The organism is Streptomyces marokkonensis, assembly GCF_008312835.1.
In the GTDB taxonomy this organism is placed as follows: Bacteria; Actinomycetota; Actinomycetes; order Streptomycetales; family Streptomycetaceae; genus Streptomyces; species Streptomyces marokkonensis_A.
The window spans coordinates 259,065-275,143 of sequence record NZ_VSKS01000006.1 but is presented as its reverse complement, the minus strand read 5'-3'; the positions used below and the strand labels follow the sequence as shown (position 1 = coordinate 275,143).

General features: G+C 65.1%; 11 protein-coding genes. 2 read left to right on the top strand and 9 right to left on the bottom strand.

The window, feature by feature from the left end:
* Positions 1–321 precede the first annotated feature (321 nt).
* Complete coding sequence (locus F1615_RS13520) at positions 322–1,107, bottom strand: DUF1963 domain-containing protein (protein ID WP_149549187.1); 786 nt, start codon at positions 1,105–1,107, stop codon at positions 322–324.
* 79 nt (positions 1,108–1,186) lie between these two features.
* Between F1615_RS13520 and F1615_RS13515 the strand changes: the two genes are divergently transcribed.
* Complete coding sequence (locus F1615_RS13515) at positions 1,187–1,939, top strand: tyrosine-type recombinase/integrase (protein WP_244328715.1); 753 nt, start codon at positions 1,187–1,189, stop codon at positions 1,937–1,939.
* Positions 1,940–2,253: 314 nt separating this feature from the next.
* Complete coding sequence (locus F1615_RS13510) at positions 2,254–6,681, top strand: hypothetical protein (protein ID WP_167533733.1); 4,428 nt, start codon at positions 2,254–2,256, stop codon at positions 6,679–6,681.
* Between the two features lie 243 nt (positions 6,682–6,924).
* Here F1615_RS13510 and F1615_RS13505 read toward each other — a convergent pair whose 3' ends face one another.
* The 8 genes from F1615_RS13505 to F1615_RS13465 all read right to left on the bottom strand — a co-directional run bounded on the left by F1615_RS13505 (position 6,925) and on the right by F1615_RS13465 (position 16,023).
* Complete coding sequence (locus F1615_RS13505; RefSeq protein ID WP_244328724.1) at positions 6,925–7,668, bottom strand: transposase family protein; 744 nt, start codon at positions 7,666–7,668, stop codon at positions 6,925–6,927.
* A gap of 169 nt (positions 7,669–7,837) precedes the next feature.
* Positions 7,838–8,902: a ParA family protein gene (locus F1615_RS13500; protein ID WP_149549185.1), complete on the bottom strand. Its 1,065-nt coding sequence runs from the start codon at positions 8,900–8,902 to the stop codon at positions 7,838–7,840.
* Positions 8,899–10,104: an ATP-binding protein gene (locus F1615_RS13495; protein WP_149549184.1), complete on the bottom strand. Its 1,206-nt coding sequence runs from the start codon at positions 10,102–10,104 to the stop codon at positions 8,899–8,901. The genes F1615_RS13500 and F1615_RS13495 overlap by 4 nt, the downstream gene beginning before the upstream one ends.
* Positions 10,105–10,937: 833 nt before the next feature.
* Positions 10,938–11,576 carry a hypothetical protein gene (locus tag F1615_RS13485; protein ID WP_149549182.1) on the bottom strand — a complete coding sequence of 213 codons (639 nt, stop codon included), beginning with the start codon at positions 11,574–11,576 and terminating at the stop codon, positions 10,938–10,940.
* A 50-nt stretch (positions 11,577–11,626) separates the two neighbouring features.
* Positions 11,627–13,843, bottom strand: a complete 2,217-nt coding sequence (locus tag F1615_RS13480) for a hypothetical protein (RefSeq protein WP_149549181.1) — start codon at positions 13,841–13,843, stop codon at positions 11,627–11,629.
* Positions 13,844–13,893: 50 nt separating this feature from the next.
* Complete coding sequence (locus F1615_RS13475; protein ID WP_244328714.1) at positions 13,894–14,697, bottom strand: hypothetical protein; 804 nt, start codon at positions 14,695–14,697, stop codon at positions 13,894–13,896.
* A 105-nt stretch (positions 14,698–14,802) separates the two neighbouring features.
* Positions 14,803–15,447 (bottom strand): Crp/Fnr family transcriptional regulator, encoded by a 645-nt coding sequence (locus tag F1615_RS13470; RefSeq protein ID WP_244328713.1) that lies wholly within the window; start codon positions 15,445–15,447, stop codon positions 14,803–14,805.
* Positions 15,448–15,504: 57 nt separating this feature from the next.
* The gene (locus F1615_RS13465; RefSeq protein ID WP_149549179.1) at positions 15,505–16,023 is read right to left on the bottom strand and encodes a hypothetical protein; all 519 of its coding nucleotides are present in this window, start codon (positions 16,021–16,023) and stop codon (positions 15,505–15,507) included.
* Between the last annotated feature and the right edge of the window lie 56 nt (positions 16,024–16,079).

Below are 16,079 nucleotides of genomic sequence, written 5' to 3'. Positions count from 1 at the left end.
GGAAACGGATTTCGCTCCCTCGCCGTCATGGCTCTCGCCGACGGGCAGCCCGTCGGCGGCCGGATGGTGAGTTTCTTCGTCGACGATCCCGAAGGGACCGGGACCGACTTCCACGGTGGCTCCCCCGTCCGGGGCACGACGGCATCGGACGGTACCGGCACGACGGATGTGCCGCTCGTCGCCGGTCGCTCGCCGGGTGGTGTGGAAGTGAGGGTTGTCGCGGAGGGGCGCACGCCTCCTTCTCCTTGCTCGTGATCGGTCACAATCGGCCCCCATCGGAAGGAAAGGAGCCGGAGCCGTGGTCCGGCAACCGGTGGCTGTTCAGACCTGCTGCTCGAACTCCAAGGCTTCGTACCGGCGCCCTGCGATGTCCTCGTGTGTGCCGACGATCAGGGTCTGCGTGTAGACGTTGGGGTCGATCGACTGACCGTGTATCTGTGCGAGGAGGACGAGATCGCCCTCGTCCGGAGCTGACTGCCAAGGGCTGGAGAAACCGCCCAGTTGGGCGGCGACTCCGTGTGAGGCGCCGCCCGCTGCCGCTCTCCGCACGGCGTCCTCGAAATCGTCCAGGATGTCGTCCCGGTCCGCGCCACTGTCCAGAAACGCGCTGGTCGCCGGGGAGTCGCGCCAATCAGGCGAGACGGTCAGTCCCGGCACCGGATACAGGACATCCGGCTGGTAGACCCTGACCTGCTCCGGCTCCCCGTCGAGCTCATACGTCGCCGAGCGTTCCGTGGTCCGCACGCCGGCGGGAACGCGGAGCACCACCGACGACTCCGGCTCGTACTCGATCTGGGTGAAGAACAACAGGCTCCCGTCGGACGGCAGCTCGATGTCCAGGGCTTCACGAGGGAGCGCCGCGCAGTCGACGGTCAGAACCAGAGGTGCGCGCCCATCGGGCCAGTCGACGCCGTCCGGAAGGGAGGGGACGCCTCCCGTGCGCGCGGCAGGACGGGCCTCTTCCTGCTGGGCGAGCGTCAGGCCCTGGAATGCGACCAGGTGGAGGCACGGCCGGGAGCCGGCGAGCAACTCCTGTGCGACCGGCCCGGGAACGCCATGCCTCGCGGCCGTCCGGAGAACGAGCCCTTCCACGATCGGAGTACTCATGCCTCGATCATGCTCCATCAACGTCCATATCGTTCCGCGCCTGGGGTCACGGAAGCTGATATCCGTCACGCCGATTGTGGTGGAGCGTTTCCTGGACGAGTTGGAGGCCGACGGTGTTGGCCGGGGGAATCAGGTGAACATCCTGCGTACCCTCAAGGCGATTCTGCGGGACGCCTACGACAAGGGGGCGATGGTGGATGACCCGGTCAAGGGAGTGCAGGAGCCGGAGTACGTCCGCGAGAGGGTGGTCATTCCGGACCTGGCCTATGTGAAGCAGGCTCTGGCTGTCGCGGCGGACGACCTTACTCTGGAGATTGTGATGATGGCGGGCTGCGGACTACGCAACGGCGAAGCCCGGGCGGTGAACATCAACAATCTGGTGGCCGAGGACGTGTACCGGGTGCACGAGCAGATCCACTCCAACACGCACCGGCCAGCGAAGCTGAAGCACCGCAAGGTGGGGGAGTTTCGGGAGGTGCCGCTGCCCCGATCGGTACGGGAGGCGATCGAACGCTATGAGGAGAAGCACGGCACGACGAAGGAAGGATATTTGCTGCGGGGACCGAGCGGGTACTACACGGAGCCGATGGAACCCCGGCGCGTCCGCACGCTCTTCGAGAAGCTGCCCGTCGTGGACGGGATGGGAATGTACGGCTTCCGGCACTATTTCGCCTCCAACGCCCTGGGCAGCGGCATCCCGATCACCGACGTGGCCGAGTGGATGGGGCACAAGTCGATCGAGGAGACGTACCGCACCTACCGGCACCTGATGCCGGGCAGCATTACCAAGGCGGCGCGCATCCTGGATGCCGGGCTGTGGAACGCGGCTTGAATTGTCAGAGGAGCGCCGTCTGTCGGCAGTCTGGCTGGGCGCCAGACGGAGGCGCTGTCCGTGTGAGGGTGGTTGTGGGCAGAGCGCTGGCCCCAATGCGTCCCGCGTGCACAACTCGACAACATGACTTTGCGCTGCCTCCGTCGTCGCCGCTCAGCTTGGTCGCGCATTCGCGCTTGGTGAGCAAAGGGGCGACTGGGGTGCCTGTCAGTGTGCACTGAGAGAATGGGGGAGTGACAGGTTATGTGTTCGGCTTTCATGTCCCTCGGGTGTGCAGGGTGCGGGGTGAGCGACTCGCCGCTGAGGATCTGATCGTGCAGGCCGCCGAGGCGTTCCGAGCGGACGATGATGACGTGGTCATGGAAGCAGGGCTACTTCGTCAGGGAGCCTTGGCACTTCCCGCTGTTGTCGCAGCGGCAGGGGCCATGGTCGTGCTGGGAGAGCCGGGTGCTGGCAAGACTTCCGTGCTGAAGCAGCTCACTGATGAGTTGCCCTGCGTCTTCGACACCTGGGCCGGAGGCTCCGATGCGTGCCTGTGGGTGACAGGTGGGGATCTCACCGAGCACTCCTACCAGGAGGAGCTTGGACGCCATTTTGCCTCCTTGCCCTTGGAGGGAGAGGCTGCTGGGGGTGCTGGAGTGCTGACGGTAGTCCTGGACCAGGCCGACGAGAGCCCACTCTTGCCACGTCTGTCGAGGTGGTTGAGAAGGTCGCTGAGCGGCCGGGACACCAGCCGGATTCGGTTCCTCATGGCCTGCCGCACGGCCGACTATCCGGCGGTACTGACGTCTGTGCTGGCAGAGGCTTTCGGTGCGTGCCGATGCATCGATCTGGCTCCGCTGAGTCGCACGGAGGCTGTGACGTTGGCTGACAGCGCTGGCGTGCCGGGAGAGGAGCTGGTGCAAGCGGCTGAGTCGGCTGGCGCCGCTGTCCTGGCTGGCGTACCGCTGACTTTGGAATTGCTGGTCCTGACCTATCGGGCTGACGGCCAGCTCCACGGGCGACCAGAAGAGTTGTTTGCGCGCGGAGTGGCACGGCTCGCTGAAGACCCGGACCCTCACCGACTCAAGAAGGCGCTGATCACCACGGCCCGTCAGCGCCTGACGGTGGTGGGACGCATCGCCGCGTGGATGCTGCTGTCAGGCCATCGGACCGTATGGCGTGGGGCCACGTTTGAGGCTGGGACCTACGATCTGCCGGGGGACGTACTGGTAGGGGGAGGGGAGCGGACCACCGCTGGACCGTTCGAGGTTACGCCCCAAGTGGTCGAAGAATGCTTGGCAACGGCGCTGTTCACAGCGCCGGACGACGGCAGGGCGGCATTCCGTCACTCTTCTGTAGCGGCCTACCTCGCAGCCCGGTACCTGACGGACCGTAAGACCACGCAGCGGCAGCTGGAAAATCTCTTCCTGATCGGCGCACCGGACGGAGAGACGGCGACCATTCCAGCCCCGCTGCGGGAGACCGCGGCATGGCTGGTGGCCATGAACCCCTCTACCAGCGACTGGCTGGCCACTGCCGATCCCGAAAGTATGGCGGTGCACAGCGCACTTGTGCGTTCCGACGAGGTCCGTCGGCTCACCGTGAGCAGGCTGCTGGAACGTGCGGCGCAAGTCGAGCTGGGAGACACGAGATGGCAGCTGTCCCGTTGGGACCTGCGCCATCCTTCGCTCGCTGACCAACTCGCCGACGTCCTCGAGACGAGCCCTGCCGAAGGCGCGGCCGACTGGCAGTCCACGGCGCGAACCCGCCTGGCGATCCAGCTGGCACAGGAGGCCGGCACCGCCCATCCCCGGCTGGCCGATGCGCTGCTGGCGCTGGTGAAGAACGACACGTGGCATCAAACGGAGCGTCGTTTGGCGGCGCGCGCCGCGTTTGTCTGCGGCACAAGCCGTGCCGTGCCGGTCTTCATCGAGGTGCTCAACTCCCTATCCGATCTGTCCTACGCCGAGCGGGTGGACCCCGACCATGAGCTCCGGGGCACCCTACTGATCCTGCTATGGCCGCACCATCTGGACGCGGCGACGATGCTGGGCGCCCTTCGCCCTCCATCCCCGGACCTGTACGGCAACTACGCCCAATTCTTGAGGAACATGCCAGCGGATTGCAGTAACGAGGATGTGCCCGACCTCCTGGCTTGGGTGTCCGAAATAGTCTGCCGGCCGGATAGAGGCTACGTCTTCTCGCACGATCGCTTCGAGATGTCGCTGATCAACGGGGTGATCGGCCGAGCGCTCGAGAGTCCGGACCCGGCTCAGCATATGGACACCTTGGCGAAGATCATTTTCAGCCTCCTCCACGACCACCACAAAGTCCAGCTGCCGGACTGCTTGCAACCTGAAGAGCACGGGTATGAGACGCCCGAGACCCGGTCTCTACGGAGGCTTCTGACTCAAGCTCTTGTCAAAGAGGCTGTTCGGACAGGGCTCGATGCGCGAACGGCGGCTTTCCAGATCGCGTACGACTGGGAACGGCGCCCGTCGCTGCGGCTCGACGCATCCTCGGTGCCCGAGCCAGCGATCCGTCATCAGCTCGTCGACCGGGACGACTTCCCGTGGGTTTTGGAGCAGACTGTCGAGGCGGCCACGTCCGGTGACAGGGCGGCCATCCAGGTGTATGGGGAGCTGGCCTCCTGCACGTTCCCTTCGGACGACCCCCACGCGTTCGAACTGGCCTACGACGAGATGCACCCGGCTTGGCCGTATCTGCGCTCCTTCTACGCGGCCATTCCTATCGAAAGTCCCCTCGCTCAGGCGTTGCGCAGCAACTACAACGCTGGCAACACGAACTGGTCGGAAGCAGCGGAGTTCATGGCCGCGCAGGCGCGGTTCCTCGCTGAAGCCAGGGCGGGCGACAACGACAGTCTGTGGCAGTTCCTGTGGGGTCTGCGCGTGGACCCGCGGACGGGGAGCTTCGTACAGGACGTGGCCGGCGCCATCTCAACCTGGCCAGCTGCCGATGCTCTCGGTGACAATCTGTCGGACTTGCCTGAGCTCGCTCTCCGCTATCTCACCACCGAGCATGACCGTGCGGATTCCTGGCTCCCGCACGCCCGTCGCAACAAGTGCTCCTGGGCCGGGTATGCCCTTCTCACCGAGCTGCACCGAATAGACCGCCTGCTCGAACTTCCCGCACGGGTGTGGAGCTCCTGGGCAGCCGCAATACTCACGGAGTATCTGGGCATGTCGACGAGCTACACGGAACCCGTACGGGTGGACCTCCTGCGCTTGGCAACCCGTCACGCACCTGAGTCCGTTGCTTATCGCGTTACCCAGGTAGCCCGAGCAGCGCTGACGGCAGGCCGACAGCCCATCGAGCTCAATGCGGTTGATCCGCGCTGGGCTGCGGAACTGCGTACGTGCTTGGAGCACCTCGCCACTGAACTATCCACCTGTCTCAGGCTCGTGCCCGAAGCGACGGTCAATGCCCTGGCAGGCTCACCAGCAAGCGAAGATCACCCCACACGCTTGCCCGACACTGATGAGGCACGTGAGGCCGCGCTGCGGACCTGGCACAGTATCCTGGCCACTCTTCTCACTACTGACAGCCAAATCGTGCACGGCATCATTGACGCCAGCATCGACGGGACCCGGGAAACTCCGCTTGCGGCACGAGCTGCTGTCCTCGCCGCCCAGGCCCTACTGACCGCGGATGCCGAGGCGCACTGGCCACGAGCCAAGACGTTCGCGGCAACCGACCCCGAACTCGGCCGCAGGCTGGCCGAAGCATGTGCCAGGACCGAGACGGAGCGTATCCAAAGCTCCCTTAGCGAGGCTCTCGTTGCCGACTTGTACCTGTGGCTCAGTGGCTTGTATGACCCTGAGGAGGATCAGCCTCTTCGCGGCGTTCACTGGATCACTGATGATGAACAAGCCCGAGCATGGAGAGACCGTCTACTTCCTGAGCTAAGCCGGCGAGCCACCGGAGAGGCAGTCCATCAACTGCGCCAGCTTGCGACTCTGTATCCCAGCCGGCTAGCTATCGCCGCAGCACTCGTCGCGGCGACCAAGCAACATGCCGCTGCGGGTTGGAGTCAAGTGCGGACAGAGGACGTGATACGGCTCCTGCAGGACCCAGCGCGGCGCGTCGTCCGCACCAGCACAGACCTTTTGGATGTGGTGCAGGAGGCCCTTGAGGAGGTGAGCCGGGAGCTTCCCTCGCACTGTGAACTGCTCTGGGACCGTACACCGGGCAAGAGCCCTCGAAAGCCGTCCGCAGAGAACCCAGTCATCCCTGATGTCTGGCGCCCCAAGCCCGAAGCAGCCCTGTGCGCCTACCTAACACACGAGCTGACTCTGCGGTTGGCCGGCCACCGTGTCGCGGTCAACCGGGAGGTTCTGATCCATCCCACCGATCCATACGGGGCGGGCGACCGAACTGACCTTCTCGTCGAGGCGATGCCCTCACCGGGCGACGACCCCAACATTGCTTCGAGCGGGTCCGTGAAGCTGGTCATTGAGGTCAAGGGGTCCTGGAACGACGAAGTTCCGACGGCTCAAGCGGAACAGTTGGCAGGCCGGTATCTGCCGGAAGCGGGAACGGATGCAGGCATCTACATCGTCGGCTGGTATCCGATCGAGCTCTGGAACGCCACGGGCGACAGCCGTAAGACACAGGCGAAAAGGCTCCAGCTTGCCACGCTCCTCGACGATCTACAGAAACAAGCGGCGAGCCTTTCCCAGGCGGGCGCATGTCAGGTTCGCCCGATGCTGATTAACGTTCCGCGGCCATACAGGCAATAGGTGCCCTCGGTAGAGCTCGGTGCGATGCTTGCGCAACTGCATGTTGCGGGTGATTCAGGGTGAGGTTCGCTGGCGACGGATGCATATGAGACTGCAGGCCAGTTCGAGCAGGCCCTGACGCAGAGCAGCGCGTCTCGCGGCAGGGCTGGGTGACATCCGAGGTCGTGTGAAGGTGTTGGTCACAGCTACTCGGATGGTGTCCCACCGAGTGGTGTAGCAGCGATCACTGAGCCGTTTCCAACCTCAGCTTGACGTCGCGAGGTGAAGCGCGAGCATGGCCTTGACCAGGTCGGTGATGCGGGTGGTGCTGCAGCGGAGCTTGCGCAGCAGCCGCCAGGACTTCGGGGTGGCCATGGCCTGCTCGCCGAGCGCGCGGATCTTGGCATGGGAGACGTTCGCTGCGCGCTGGCCTTCGGAAAGTTTCTCCCAGCGACCGCGGTAGGGAACGCGAACCGTGGCGCCGGCCCCTTGATAGCCCTTGTCCGCCCAGCAGGGCACCCCGGCCTCGGCCAGGACGTCGATGATGCCGTGGATGCGCGCGGCTTTGATGTCGTGGACGGCTCCTGGCAAGGCGGGCGAGGCCCACAGCAGCCGGCCGAAGGGGTCGGCGATAAGCTGCACGTTCATCCCGTGCTTCCGGTGTTTTCCGGAGTAGTACGGTCGGTCGGCGGCGATCCGGTCGATGGGCAGCAGGGTGCCGTCGAGGATCACGAACGTCTTACGTGCAGCGGTGCGGGCGGCCGCGGCGAGGTCGGGGGCGAGGACGGCCAGGACCTCCACGGCCTCGGCAACGTACCGGTAGACGGTGGCGATGCCGACTTTGAACCCGGCCGCGAGCTGGGCATAGGTGTGTCCGCAGCGTAGGTGCGCGAGCACGAGCAGGGCCTGCCGGTCCGCGCTCAGCCGACGCCACCGCGTGCCCCGCTCCGGACGCCGGGCGGCCAGCAGACGGGAGAGGAACCGCAGGGTCGAGCTGGACAGATCGATCCCCGATGGTTAGACAAGCACGTGAAGCTCCGGGCGGACAGGTTGATCTTGGTCGACAACCCATCTACCAGGAGCTTCACCTTTCCCCGCACTCACCCCTTACACCAACTTGCCACCGAACCAGCCAGGTTGAAAACAGCTCCTTGACGTACTCGTCGGATGAAAACCGTCAACCAACCTTGGATGCGTCGCCCGTGTCTCGGGAGAGATCTTCTAGCCTGGCAAGAACACCTTCAGACAGCGCCTTAAATTCCTTGAAGCAGGTTTTCACGTATTGCTGGGTGCTGCCGAGTGCACCATCAGCCGGCCTCAAATCGAACATGGGCTTGCGTGCATCGTGCGCGAGGGGCATCAAACTGCGGTAATTCCGCATGGTGGCAATACGGTGGCTATCGTCCCCTCGCGAGGGCGGGGATTCTCCGAGGACTGCTGAGGAATATACCCAAGGGATGCGCTGGAGCCATCGCTCGTACGCCTTTACTGGTCTGTCAAGTCGCATTTCTGGCTGCATGATGACGTACCCCAGCGGTTGCATGCTCGCGCGAGGGGCGGAGATGTTATCGGGAACCCTTGGCAGGACGAGGGACTGCCAATCGGTGCGCCATTGGCGCAGAGTTGGCCCCAGGTTGCTAAGGCCCTTCAGTGAGAACAGGTCCGCGGCCAACGGCATTAGCACCGTGTCAGCTGAGATTAGGGCGGCCCGGTTAATGGCACCCAGGTTGGGGCCGACGTCGATCAGAATGATGTCGGCGTCCACGGACCGCGCCGCCTGCTCGATGATGCGGTGGAACGACGTGGACGTGCGAATGGCGGCGACGTCGCCCGCATAGGCGCGCGACCATTCATTGGACAGTTTGTCCTCGAAGCGGCTCAGGTCGAGACTGCCTGGCAGCAGCCATAGGTCCGGCTGGAGCCGAACCGGCTCGACGACCGCAATGTCACCGGTGCCCTCCAGAATGGGACGGACGGCATCAGCAATGGTCTGACCGCTACGCACCCGCCCCGTGCCCGGCAGGCCCGCCATTGCCGCGCCTTGGTTGATAAGCTCGGAAGAGTTCTCCCACAGTTCCTCGATCTCTGTTTCCTCCAGGCACATCGAGGTAAGGTTGGCCTGAGGATCGAGGTCGACCGCCAGCACGCTTAGGCCGAGTCGCCTGATCATGTGGGCGAGGTGGTAGGTGAGGGTCGTTTTACCCACCCCACCTTTGTTGTTGAACAACGCGATCGATGTCATGCGACTCTCCGGATGACGACAGCCCAGGACGTGTCGTCGACCTGGAATTCGGCGGGCGGATTTCCATTGGTCTCTAGCGCCTTTTTAACCCGGCCAATGCCCCGGCCGAACCGGTTCACGTAGCCGAGACCCTTCATCGCGGCGGCCAGGGAAGGATTGCGGTAATCGGTGACGCGGTCGAAGTTGTCGTCCCGGACCTGCCCGAAGGGCCCACCGGGATTGGTGACCTCGATGCGGTCATCGAACCACACAATGCGAGTTGGCGCGTAAGAGGTCTCGTAATTACGGTGCATGAGGGCATTCATGCAGAGTTCGCGCAGTGCTTCTAGTGGATAGTCTGGGCGGGGCGTCTCGCGGAAGCCGTCCTCCACGAGGCGAGTGCGCAGGTTACTCCGCAGCAGGGGTTCGAGCCGGGCCGAAAGTCCAACCAGGTTCTGACGCAGTTCCTGCTCGTCCGCGACGGGGGCGTCTAGGTCCATGCCCTGATAGCGGACGAATTGGAGGTACGCCCCGGGAATGTGGCTGCCCGGGTCGAGGCCGATGGTGAGTAGGCCGAGCACGGTCGGCACACCGTCCGGCGTCATGAGGTGGAGTGACGACAACTGGAGGTTTACGGGACGGCCGTTCTCTTCGATCACCTCAGGCGCGACCATGGAAGGCAGATACGACTGCCGGAACAGGTCAAGGTCTAGGTCTTCGAGGCGGGTGAGAGGCAGCGGCCGTGTGTCGAACGGGATGTCCTTGGCGCGACGACGCTCCGCCAGCACACGCTCGTCCTCTCGGCTCGCCCTGCGTGTGGTGGGGCCGGGACGGACCCAGATAACGCCCTCGAATCGGACTGGTGGAGTGGCGCATGCCTCCACATGAAGGCGGATGACCGGTTTGCCTCGAAAGATGGCCCTATCGACGGTAAGGGACGGACGGTCGAGGATGCGCCCGTCGTCCCGCAGCTCGGTGAGCTGAAGGAGTGCTCGGTCGCTCAGGTCGATGTCGTCGACAGGGTGTCCCTTGTCATCGACACCGATGAGAATGTCGCCACCACCGTGGCCGCCCAAATCGTTGGCCATGGCGCACACCGCGTTTCCGATAGCGTCTCCGCGTTTCCCCTCGCGTTTAGCGGTGCGTTTGAACTCAAGGGACGCGGTCTCCTGCGTGCCCAGGAAGTCGGCAAGATCCGTTCTGTTGTCGCTCACGGTGTCCATTGTGCCGTGCGGGGTGCGCTGCTCAGCCGTGATCCAAGCCCTGTGGCGGATCGTGGCTGGCGCCTGCGCGCCTCCTGATCTCCGCCGCAGGGTCCTGCGGGAGGGCGGGCGAGGCTCCGCACCTCAGTGGTCGGCCAGGACGTCAGCCAGGAGGAGGCCGCGGCCGGTCATGGGCATCGCGTCCGGGTTAGCGGTGCCCAGTGCCAGGCCGGAGCGTGTCCGGGCTTGCTAACCTGCTTCGACGACCGCTCCGCTGGTAGCCGTAGGCGGCGAAGAGCACGATCGGTTTGAGCTGGGCGAGGCGGTTCGAGACGCCGTAGCCCTAGTTGAGCGCCGATCACGAGGCACTGACCTGCAGCGGATCCGGGTCGAGCGCGACGCCGCCGCTGAGGACGCATAAGCCGGGAGGGATGCGTCCACTCGGCCGGCCGAGATGGTGCCTCCTTGTCAGGCAGAGTCCCCCTTCCACGTATCCCGTAGCCATGGACCCGGTACGTTTGAGGTGGTCCGCGCCCGCGCTGGGGGAGGTTCTCGATCCCGTCGAGTCCTCAGCAGTCCAGCATCCGACCATTGTGCGTGAGAGCGGGGTCCGGAACGCGACACAGGTACTTACGGAAGGCGGTACATCTTCCCGTCCGGTTGCGCAGGGTCTCCCTCGTCCTCGATGGGGAACTGGTGGCCGTGCATTCGGTACACAATCTCGTCTGGCGCAGCCAGCATCCGCGCCTGCCGCCAGGCTGCATCAAATGACAGGTGGCCGCCCGCTTTGCGTCGCAGGCGAAGCGCACGCCAGGAAGTGAGGGGGTCCAGGAGGATCCGCCACAGAGTCAGGCTCATTCCTCGCACCGCCCTTTCGCAGCACCAGGAGAAGGGACGGAGGAGTCGTCCGACGCATCATCGCCCTTCAGCTTCTGGAGCGCGTCGCAGAGCGCGAGCATGGCCCGGTTCTGCAGCTCAATGTCGTTGAAGCCCTGGCCGACCTTTTCCCACTGGTCGAGCATGGGCTGCCACCATTCGTCAGCCGCGACCATCCACCGTGCCAGGCGCTGCCATTCGGCAACCTGCTGAGCGCCCGGCCAATCACCTTGCTTTTCGATCCGGTCCAGCACGAAAAGGTCGGGCTGCTCGTACAGGTTCGTGCGGAGGAACCGCAGCCGCCGTACCCGTGCCTCGTCAGCCTGCTGCTGAGCAAGGTCCTCCCGTGAGCTCTCCGAGAGCGCCAGTTCCACACGGGCAGCCAGACACCGGTACCCGGTGGCGCGGGTGTGTTCCGGGGCGCCGAGCTCGGCGTTGATGGTGTCCTGCGCGGTGCGCACCTCGACGGCTGGGAAGAGCTGCGCAACCTCGCCGGCCCGCGCTAGGGTCTGGCTGAGTACGAGGTCTTCGAGATTGGGCCGGGTCCGTAACGCGGGGCGCCACTCGATCGTGAACGTGGCCTCGAAGTGGATACCGGGGGTCGCGCAGCGGAGCATCCGTGGCTGGGTGCAGTGGATCGTACGGGCCCGGCGCTGCCAGAACCACCTCACGCCGGGTCCCTGTTGAGCTGAATCACCGTGCGGACGCGCGGGTCTACGAGACGGTCCCAGAAGTCGTTGGCCGCGTTTGTCTCCCCGTCGACCGAAACGTGCTCAAGCGCCTGCATCAGGCTCACGGAAGCCTTGAAAATCTTTTGGCCGCGCAGGACGGGGAGCAACCCGTCGCGGACGCGGGCGTAGGTGTCGGGGTCGGTCGCTGACTGCCTGATCCATGTGGTGAGGTGGTTGATGGCGTCCGGTGCCGTGGCGATGTCTCCCAACAGGTCCTGCAGTGCCCGCTTCACGTCCACCTCGGAAGGGACTGCATCGGACAGCAGCCACGGGATGGTGGTGCCCGGTACGGACATGAGGGCCAGGAAGGCCGCAGTGCCGGCACCGCGGGTCCGACCTGACTGCTGCCATGCGCGTACTTCGGTGATAAGCCGGGCCACCCCAGCGGGGTGCTGAGCCTGCTCGGCGAAGGCTTTGAGAGCCTCAGACCAGGCTGATTCGTGCCCGCTGTTGGCGGCTCGCCGTAGGCGGACCATGGCCATCCTGGCCTGAGAAGAGGTGACATCTGGGGTGCTCAAGACCTGTCGGCAGGTGGCCACCACGGTGTTCGCGCGTTCCTTGACCGATGCCCAGCCATACAGAATGCTCCATACCTGGCGGCCGACGTGCTCGTCCTGGACGGCCTGCACCAGGAGTGCGCTGAGGAGTTCCTTCTTCACCGGGTAGGTCGCGGATCCGAGTTGGACGAGATGGCCGATGTTCCCGTGCCGCAGGGTCAGGGCGGCGATGGCATCCACGACGTGCTCATTTGCCTCGCTACCGTCCCCGGACGTGAGCCACTTCAGCAAGGGCTCGCGCATGACCTCGTAGTTGTCCCAGACATAGGTCAGGACGGCCCTGCCGTAGCCGGGTTGGTCGAAGACGACTTCGTCGTGGCTGCCAACTCCGGCGCCGGCATCGACGACACGGCGGCGCAGCCCACGGCCGGCGAATGCTGCACTTGTCGTCGAAGCGAAGCCCCTCTCGCCGGCAGCGTCGGCGCTGATGATTTGCTGCAGGTCCCGGGCGGCCTTGGCCACTTCGGGCATCGGAGCGGATTGCCGCACGGCGAGGGCCAGGAGGAGGCAGCGGTCCTCCAGCGGCAGCGACTTGTCCTTGCCTCCATGCACGGAGACCATCTCTCCGAACAGGATGTCGAGTTTGTCCCGCCAGTCGGACAGGGCGGACGTGATCCGTTCGGCCAGTCCGGCATCGAGTGCGGACCACGATGACGGGACGTCCATGGGGAGCGAGGAATCGGTCAGCTGTTCGTGTTCCTGCCACGCAAGCATGATCGAGTCCGCCGTGCGAGCCGCTTCCACGGCGTCGAGACGGTTTAGCGGAGCCTTGGTCTTGTCGACGGAGTGAAGGTAGGCAACCAGGCCGGGGGCCTTGCGAGCCCTCAGCCGGGCCTCCACGACACTCTGGGCCGGAGGTGGCTCGTTGAGGTGGACGACGTGAATGCCTGACTGGACCGGGACGTATCGGTCAGTCCACAGGTCCTTGGCCACATTCAGGACGAGGTAGGAGCCCAGCTTTTCCAGAAGTCCGGCATGCTCTTCCAGCATGGTGAGGAAATCGGCCGTGATCCGGTCATGCTCAGGGTCTTTGAGGTCGACCTGGTAGGCGTGGCGCTCCTCGGCGGGAAGCCAGCCCACTTTGGGTGTCTTCCAGTCCGCGTCCAGTTTCACGATGTCGGTCTCCTCGCCCGTGTGCTCGGCGAGGAGGTGCAGGGCCAGGGTGGTCGATCCGTACGACCGCGGGGCGACGACGATCAGTACGTGCTTCCGCGGGTGTAACCCCGCCGGATCCAGAGCATGCTGCCACGTCTCTGCCCACTGGCCTTCGCGGGCGATCGGCTCCTGCTTGATCCGGTGACGCGAAAGCGTGGAGCCTTCGAGGATGCCCGGTTTGCGGGTCTCATTGATGATCTTGTCGGCGTGATTGACGAACAACTCCGGACGGTTCACCGTGATCGGTGCCGGCCCAGTGTCCGGTACGGGAGGCACGACGAACGCTGCCGGGGCGGCCCGGCCGGCGCCAACGGTCTCCGTGCCTTCAGGGGCGCTACTGCTTGGGTCCAGCGGACGCGGAGCCATGCGATCTGCTCCCGTCGACAGAGACTCGAGCTCGTTGGGAGAGTGGCGCGGAAAAGGGGAACGGTCATCGGACATGCGCTCTCTGGTTCCTTTCGATGCGGCTCGGTGCGAGGGCACGGGCACGGTCAGATCCGGCGCCGGTCGATGTGCATCGTTCCGACCGTGTTGATCACGGTGCTGTCGGTCATTTCGCCGTTGAACTGGAAGACGGCGCCAGCCGGGCTGTTCGAACCGGCCGACGACGTCGGCGCGGTTGTTCCGCCCCCGCCTCCGAGGGACTCTGGGCTGAGGAGCGGTGCGAGGGCTTGCGGTGTCATCTGGGGTACGAACAGCCAGCACGGCTCCTCGAATGTCTTGCCGTGCACCCGCGCCGTGGCGCGGAGGAAGCGTTCCTCGTTGAGGTCCGGCGTGCGTCCCGCGCGGACGGTCCGCCGGAACGCCGCCTCTGAGACGACGGCGGCCAGAAAGCCGCCTCGGTGTTCCCGGGCCACGGTGAGGCCCGCGCGCACGACCTGGCTGTCGAGCAGTCGGCACACCTCGTTGATGGCATCGCCGCGATGGGCGGGCAGGGTGAGCGGGCCGACGTGCACAGCGGCACGCAGTCGGATCGCTGGTGCGTTAGCGAGCCGTTCCCGGTCGTACCGGACGAGCGCTGTGTGCAGGTGTTCCAGCAGCGGGTCGACCAGCCGTGCGATGTCCTTGGCCGGCATAACGAAGATGGCTCCATCTCCGGTGTCCTTGAATGCACCGGGCCGGTCTCGTGGATCCTGCAGTCCAACGTGGGCCAGCACATTGGTGAGGACGTCATCCAGATCCGAACGGACGGGCGCCATCTTCGCTTCCGGAATCTGGCTGTAGCCCTGCATATCCACGGCCAGGAGTGCCTGCTCCGGTGGCACGTCGACGGACGAAGGCGAGGAAAGGGGCACACTGTCACCGACCTTTCGGTCACGACGGAGGAATCGAGTGCCCCATGCTGATCGGCCCGGGCACGCTCTGGTGCCCACTACTGGGCACCGCCCGGGTGCGGCCGGTCACATCGTGCTGCGGGCGTGGGCCGTGATCGATGTGATGTCGTGGATCAGCAGTCCGCCACCCGGATCCGTCTCCAGCCAGCCTTCCTCCCGCCACGGCTTGATCGCCGTACCGACGGCGTTGCGGGACGCACCGATCATCTGGGAGAGCTCTTCCTGAGTCAGTCGGACACTGACCGCTGGCTGATTCGTCGCAGCTGCATCCACGAGCCGGCGAAGGGCACCGGCCAGACGTACGGGAACACACGCGGTGGCGAGTTCCAGCCTGACGGCCTCGGACTCCCTGACCCGCGCGATCGCATGGCGTAGCAACGGGTTGAGTAGGCCGTTGCTCTCGACAAATGAAAGGAAATCGGGAGCCGGAATGAGATGCACGTGGCAGGATTCCGCAGCGATCACAGAAGCCGAGCGGGGCTGCGCATCCAGGACGGCCAGTTCGCCGAGCAGCTCACCAGGGCCGCGTATCGCGAGCAAGGCCCGTTCCCCGTTCGGCCCCGTCAACGTCACGATGGTCGACCCCGAAGCCAGCAAGACCACATGGGTACCGGGATCCCCCTGCCTCAAGAGGACGCTGCGGGCCGGGCGCACCCGCATGGGGGCAAGGGCACGCAACTGCAACCACAGACTCTCGCCGATCACTGCCATGTGCGACTGATACATATCCCCCCAAACGTAAGGACCAACCCATAGAGGGTGAGATTTTCAGGAGGCGAGTAAGGTGAGCAACAGGACCAATCCGGCCACACTGATTGCGGCCACGGTGAGATCGACGGCCACCTTGACCGCCCGGAACTTTCGGCGCGCAAGGGCGGTCAGGGCGGCCTCACGTTCCGGTATCTCGGCGCAGCTCACCGGACGTGGCGGTAGGGCTGCCGACGAGTGCCTGCTTCCGCTGCCTCCGCCGACGAACTCCTCACGCCAAACGAGCCCGTCGTCCTTCGGGAAGATGGGGCGCAGGGCCATCAGTGCCGATACCAGGGCTGCCCCGAGCAGTGCGCCCACCAGCGCCACAGCCACGCTGAGCATGCGCGACGAGTTCACCGGTGCGGACAGCGCAGTCCCTGCCGTGATCGCAAGTAGGGCACCGGCTACTCCACTCAGTGCTGTTGCTTTCGTATCCGCGCGCTGCACCTCGACGAACATCCTGTTGTCATCACTCGCAGGTACGCCGGTTGTTGTCGAGACGTGCAGCGGGACGTTCTGCGACTCGGGTTCTTCCACTGCCTTCTCCTTGTCGTTGCCTTGCGGCTTGGAGTAGCAGTCTGGGCAGGCGGCCG

Bases quoted from the DNA above. Each gene is read 5' to 3' on its own strand.
- F1615_RS13520 (WP_149549187.1), bottom strand. From the start codon at position 1,107: ATGAGTACTCCGATCGTGGAAGGGCTCGTTCTCCGGACGGCCGCGAGG.
- F1615_RS13500 (WP_149549185.1), bottom strand. From the start codon at position 8,902: ATGACATCGATCGCGTTGTTCAACAACAAAGGTGGGGTGGGTAAAACG.
- F1615_RS13495 (WP_149549184.1), bottom strand. From the start codon at position 10,104: ATGGACACCGTGAGCGACAACAGAACGGATCTTGCCGACTTCCTGGGC.
- F1615_RS13485 (WP_149549182.1), bottom strand. From the start codon at position 11,576: ATGCTCCGCTGCGCGACCCCCGGTATCCACTTCGAGGCCACGTTCACG.
- F1615_RS13480 (WP_149549181.1), bottom strand. From the start codon at position 13,843: ATGTCCGATGACCGTTCCCCTTTTCCGCGCCACTCTCCCAACGAGCTC.
- F1615_RS13470 (WP_244328713.1), bottom strand. From the start codon at position 15,447: ATGGCAGTGATCGGCGAGAGTCTGTGGTTGCAGTTGCGTGCCCTTGCC.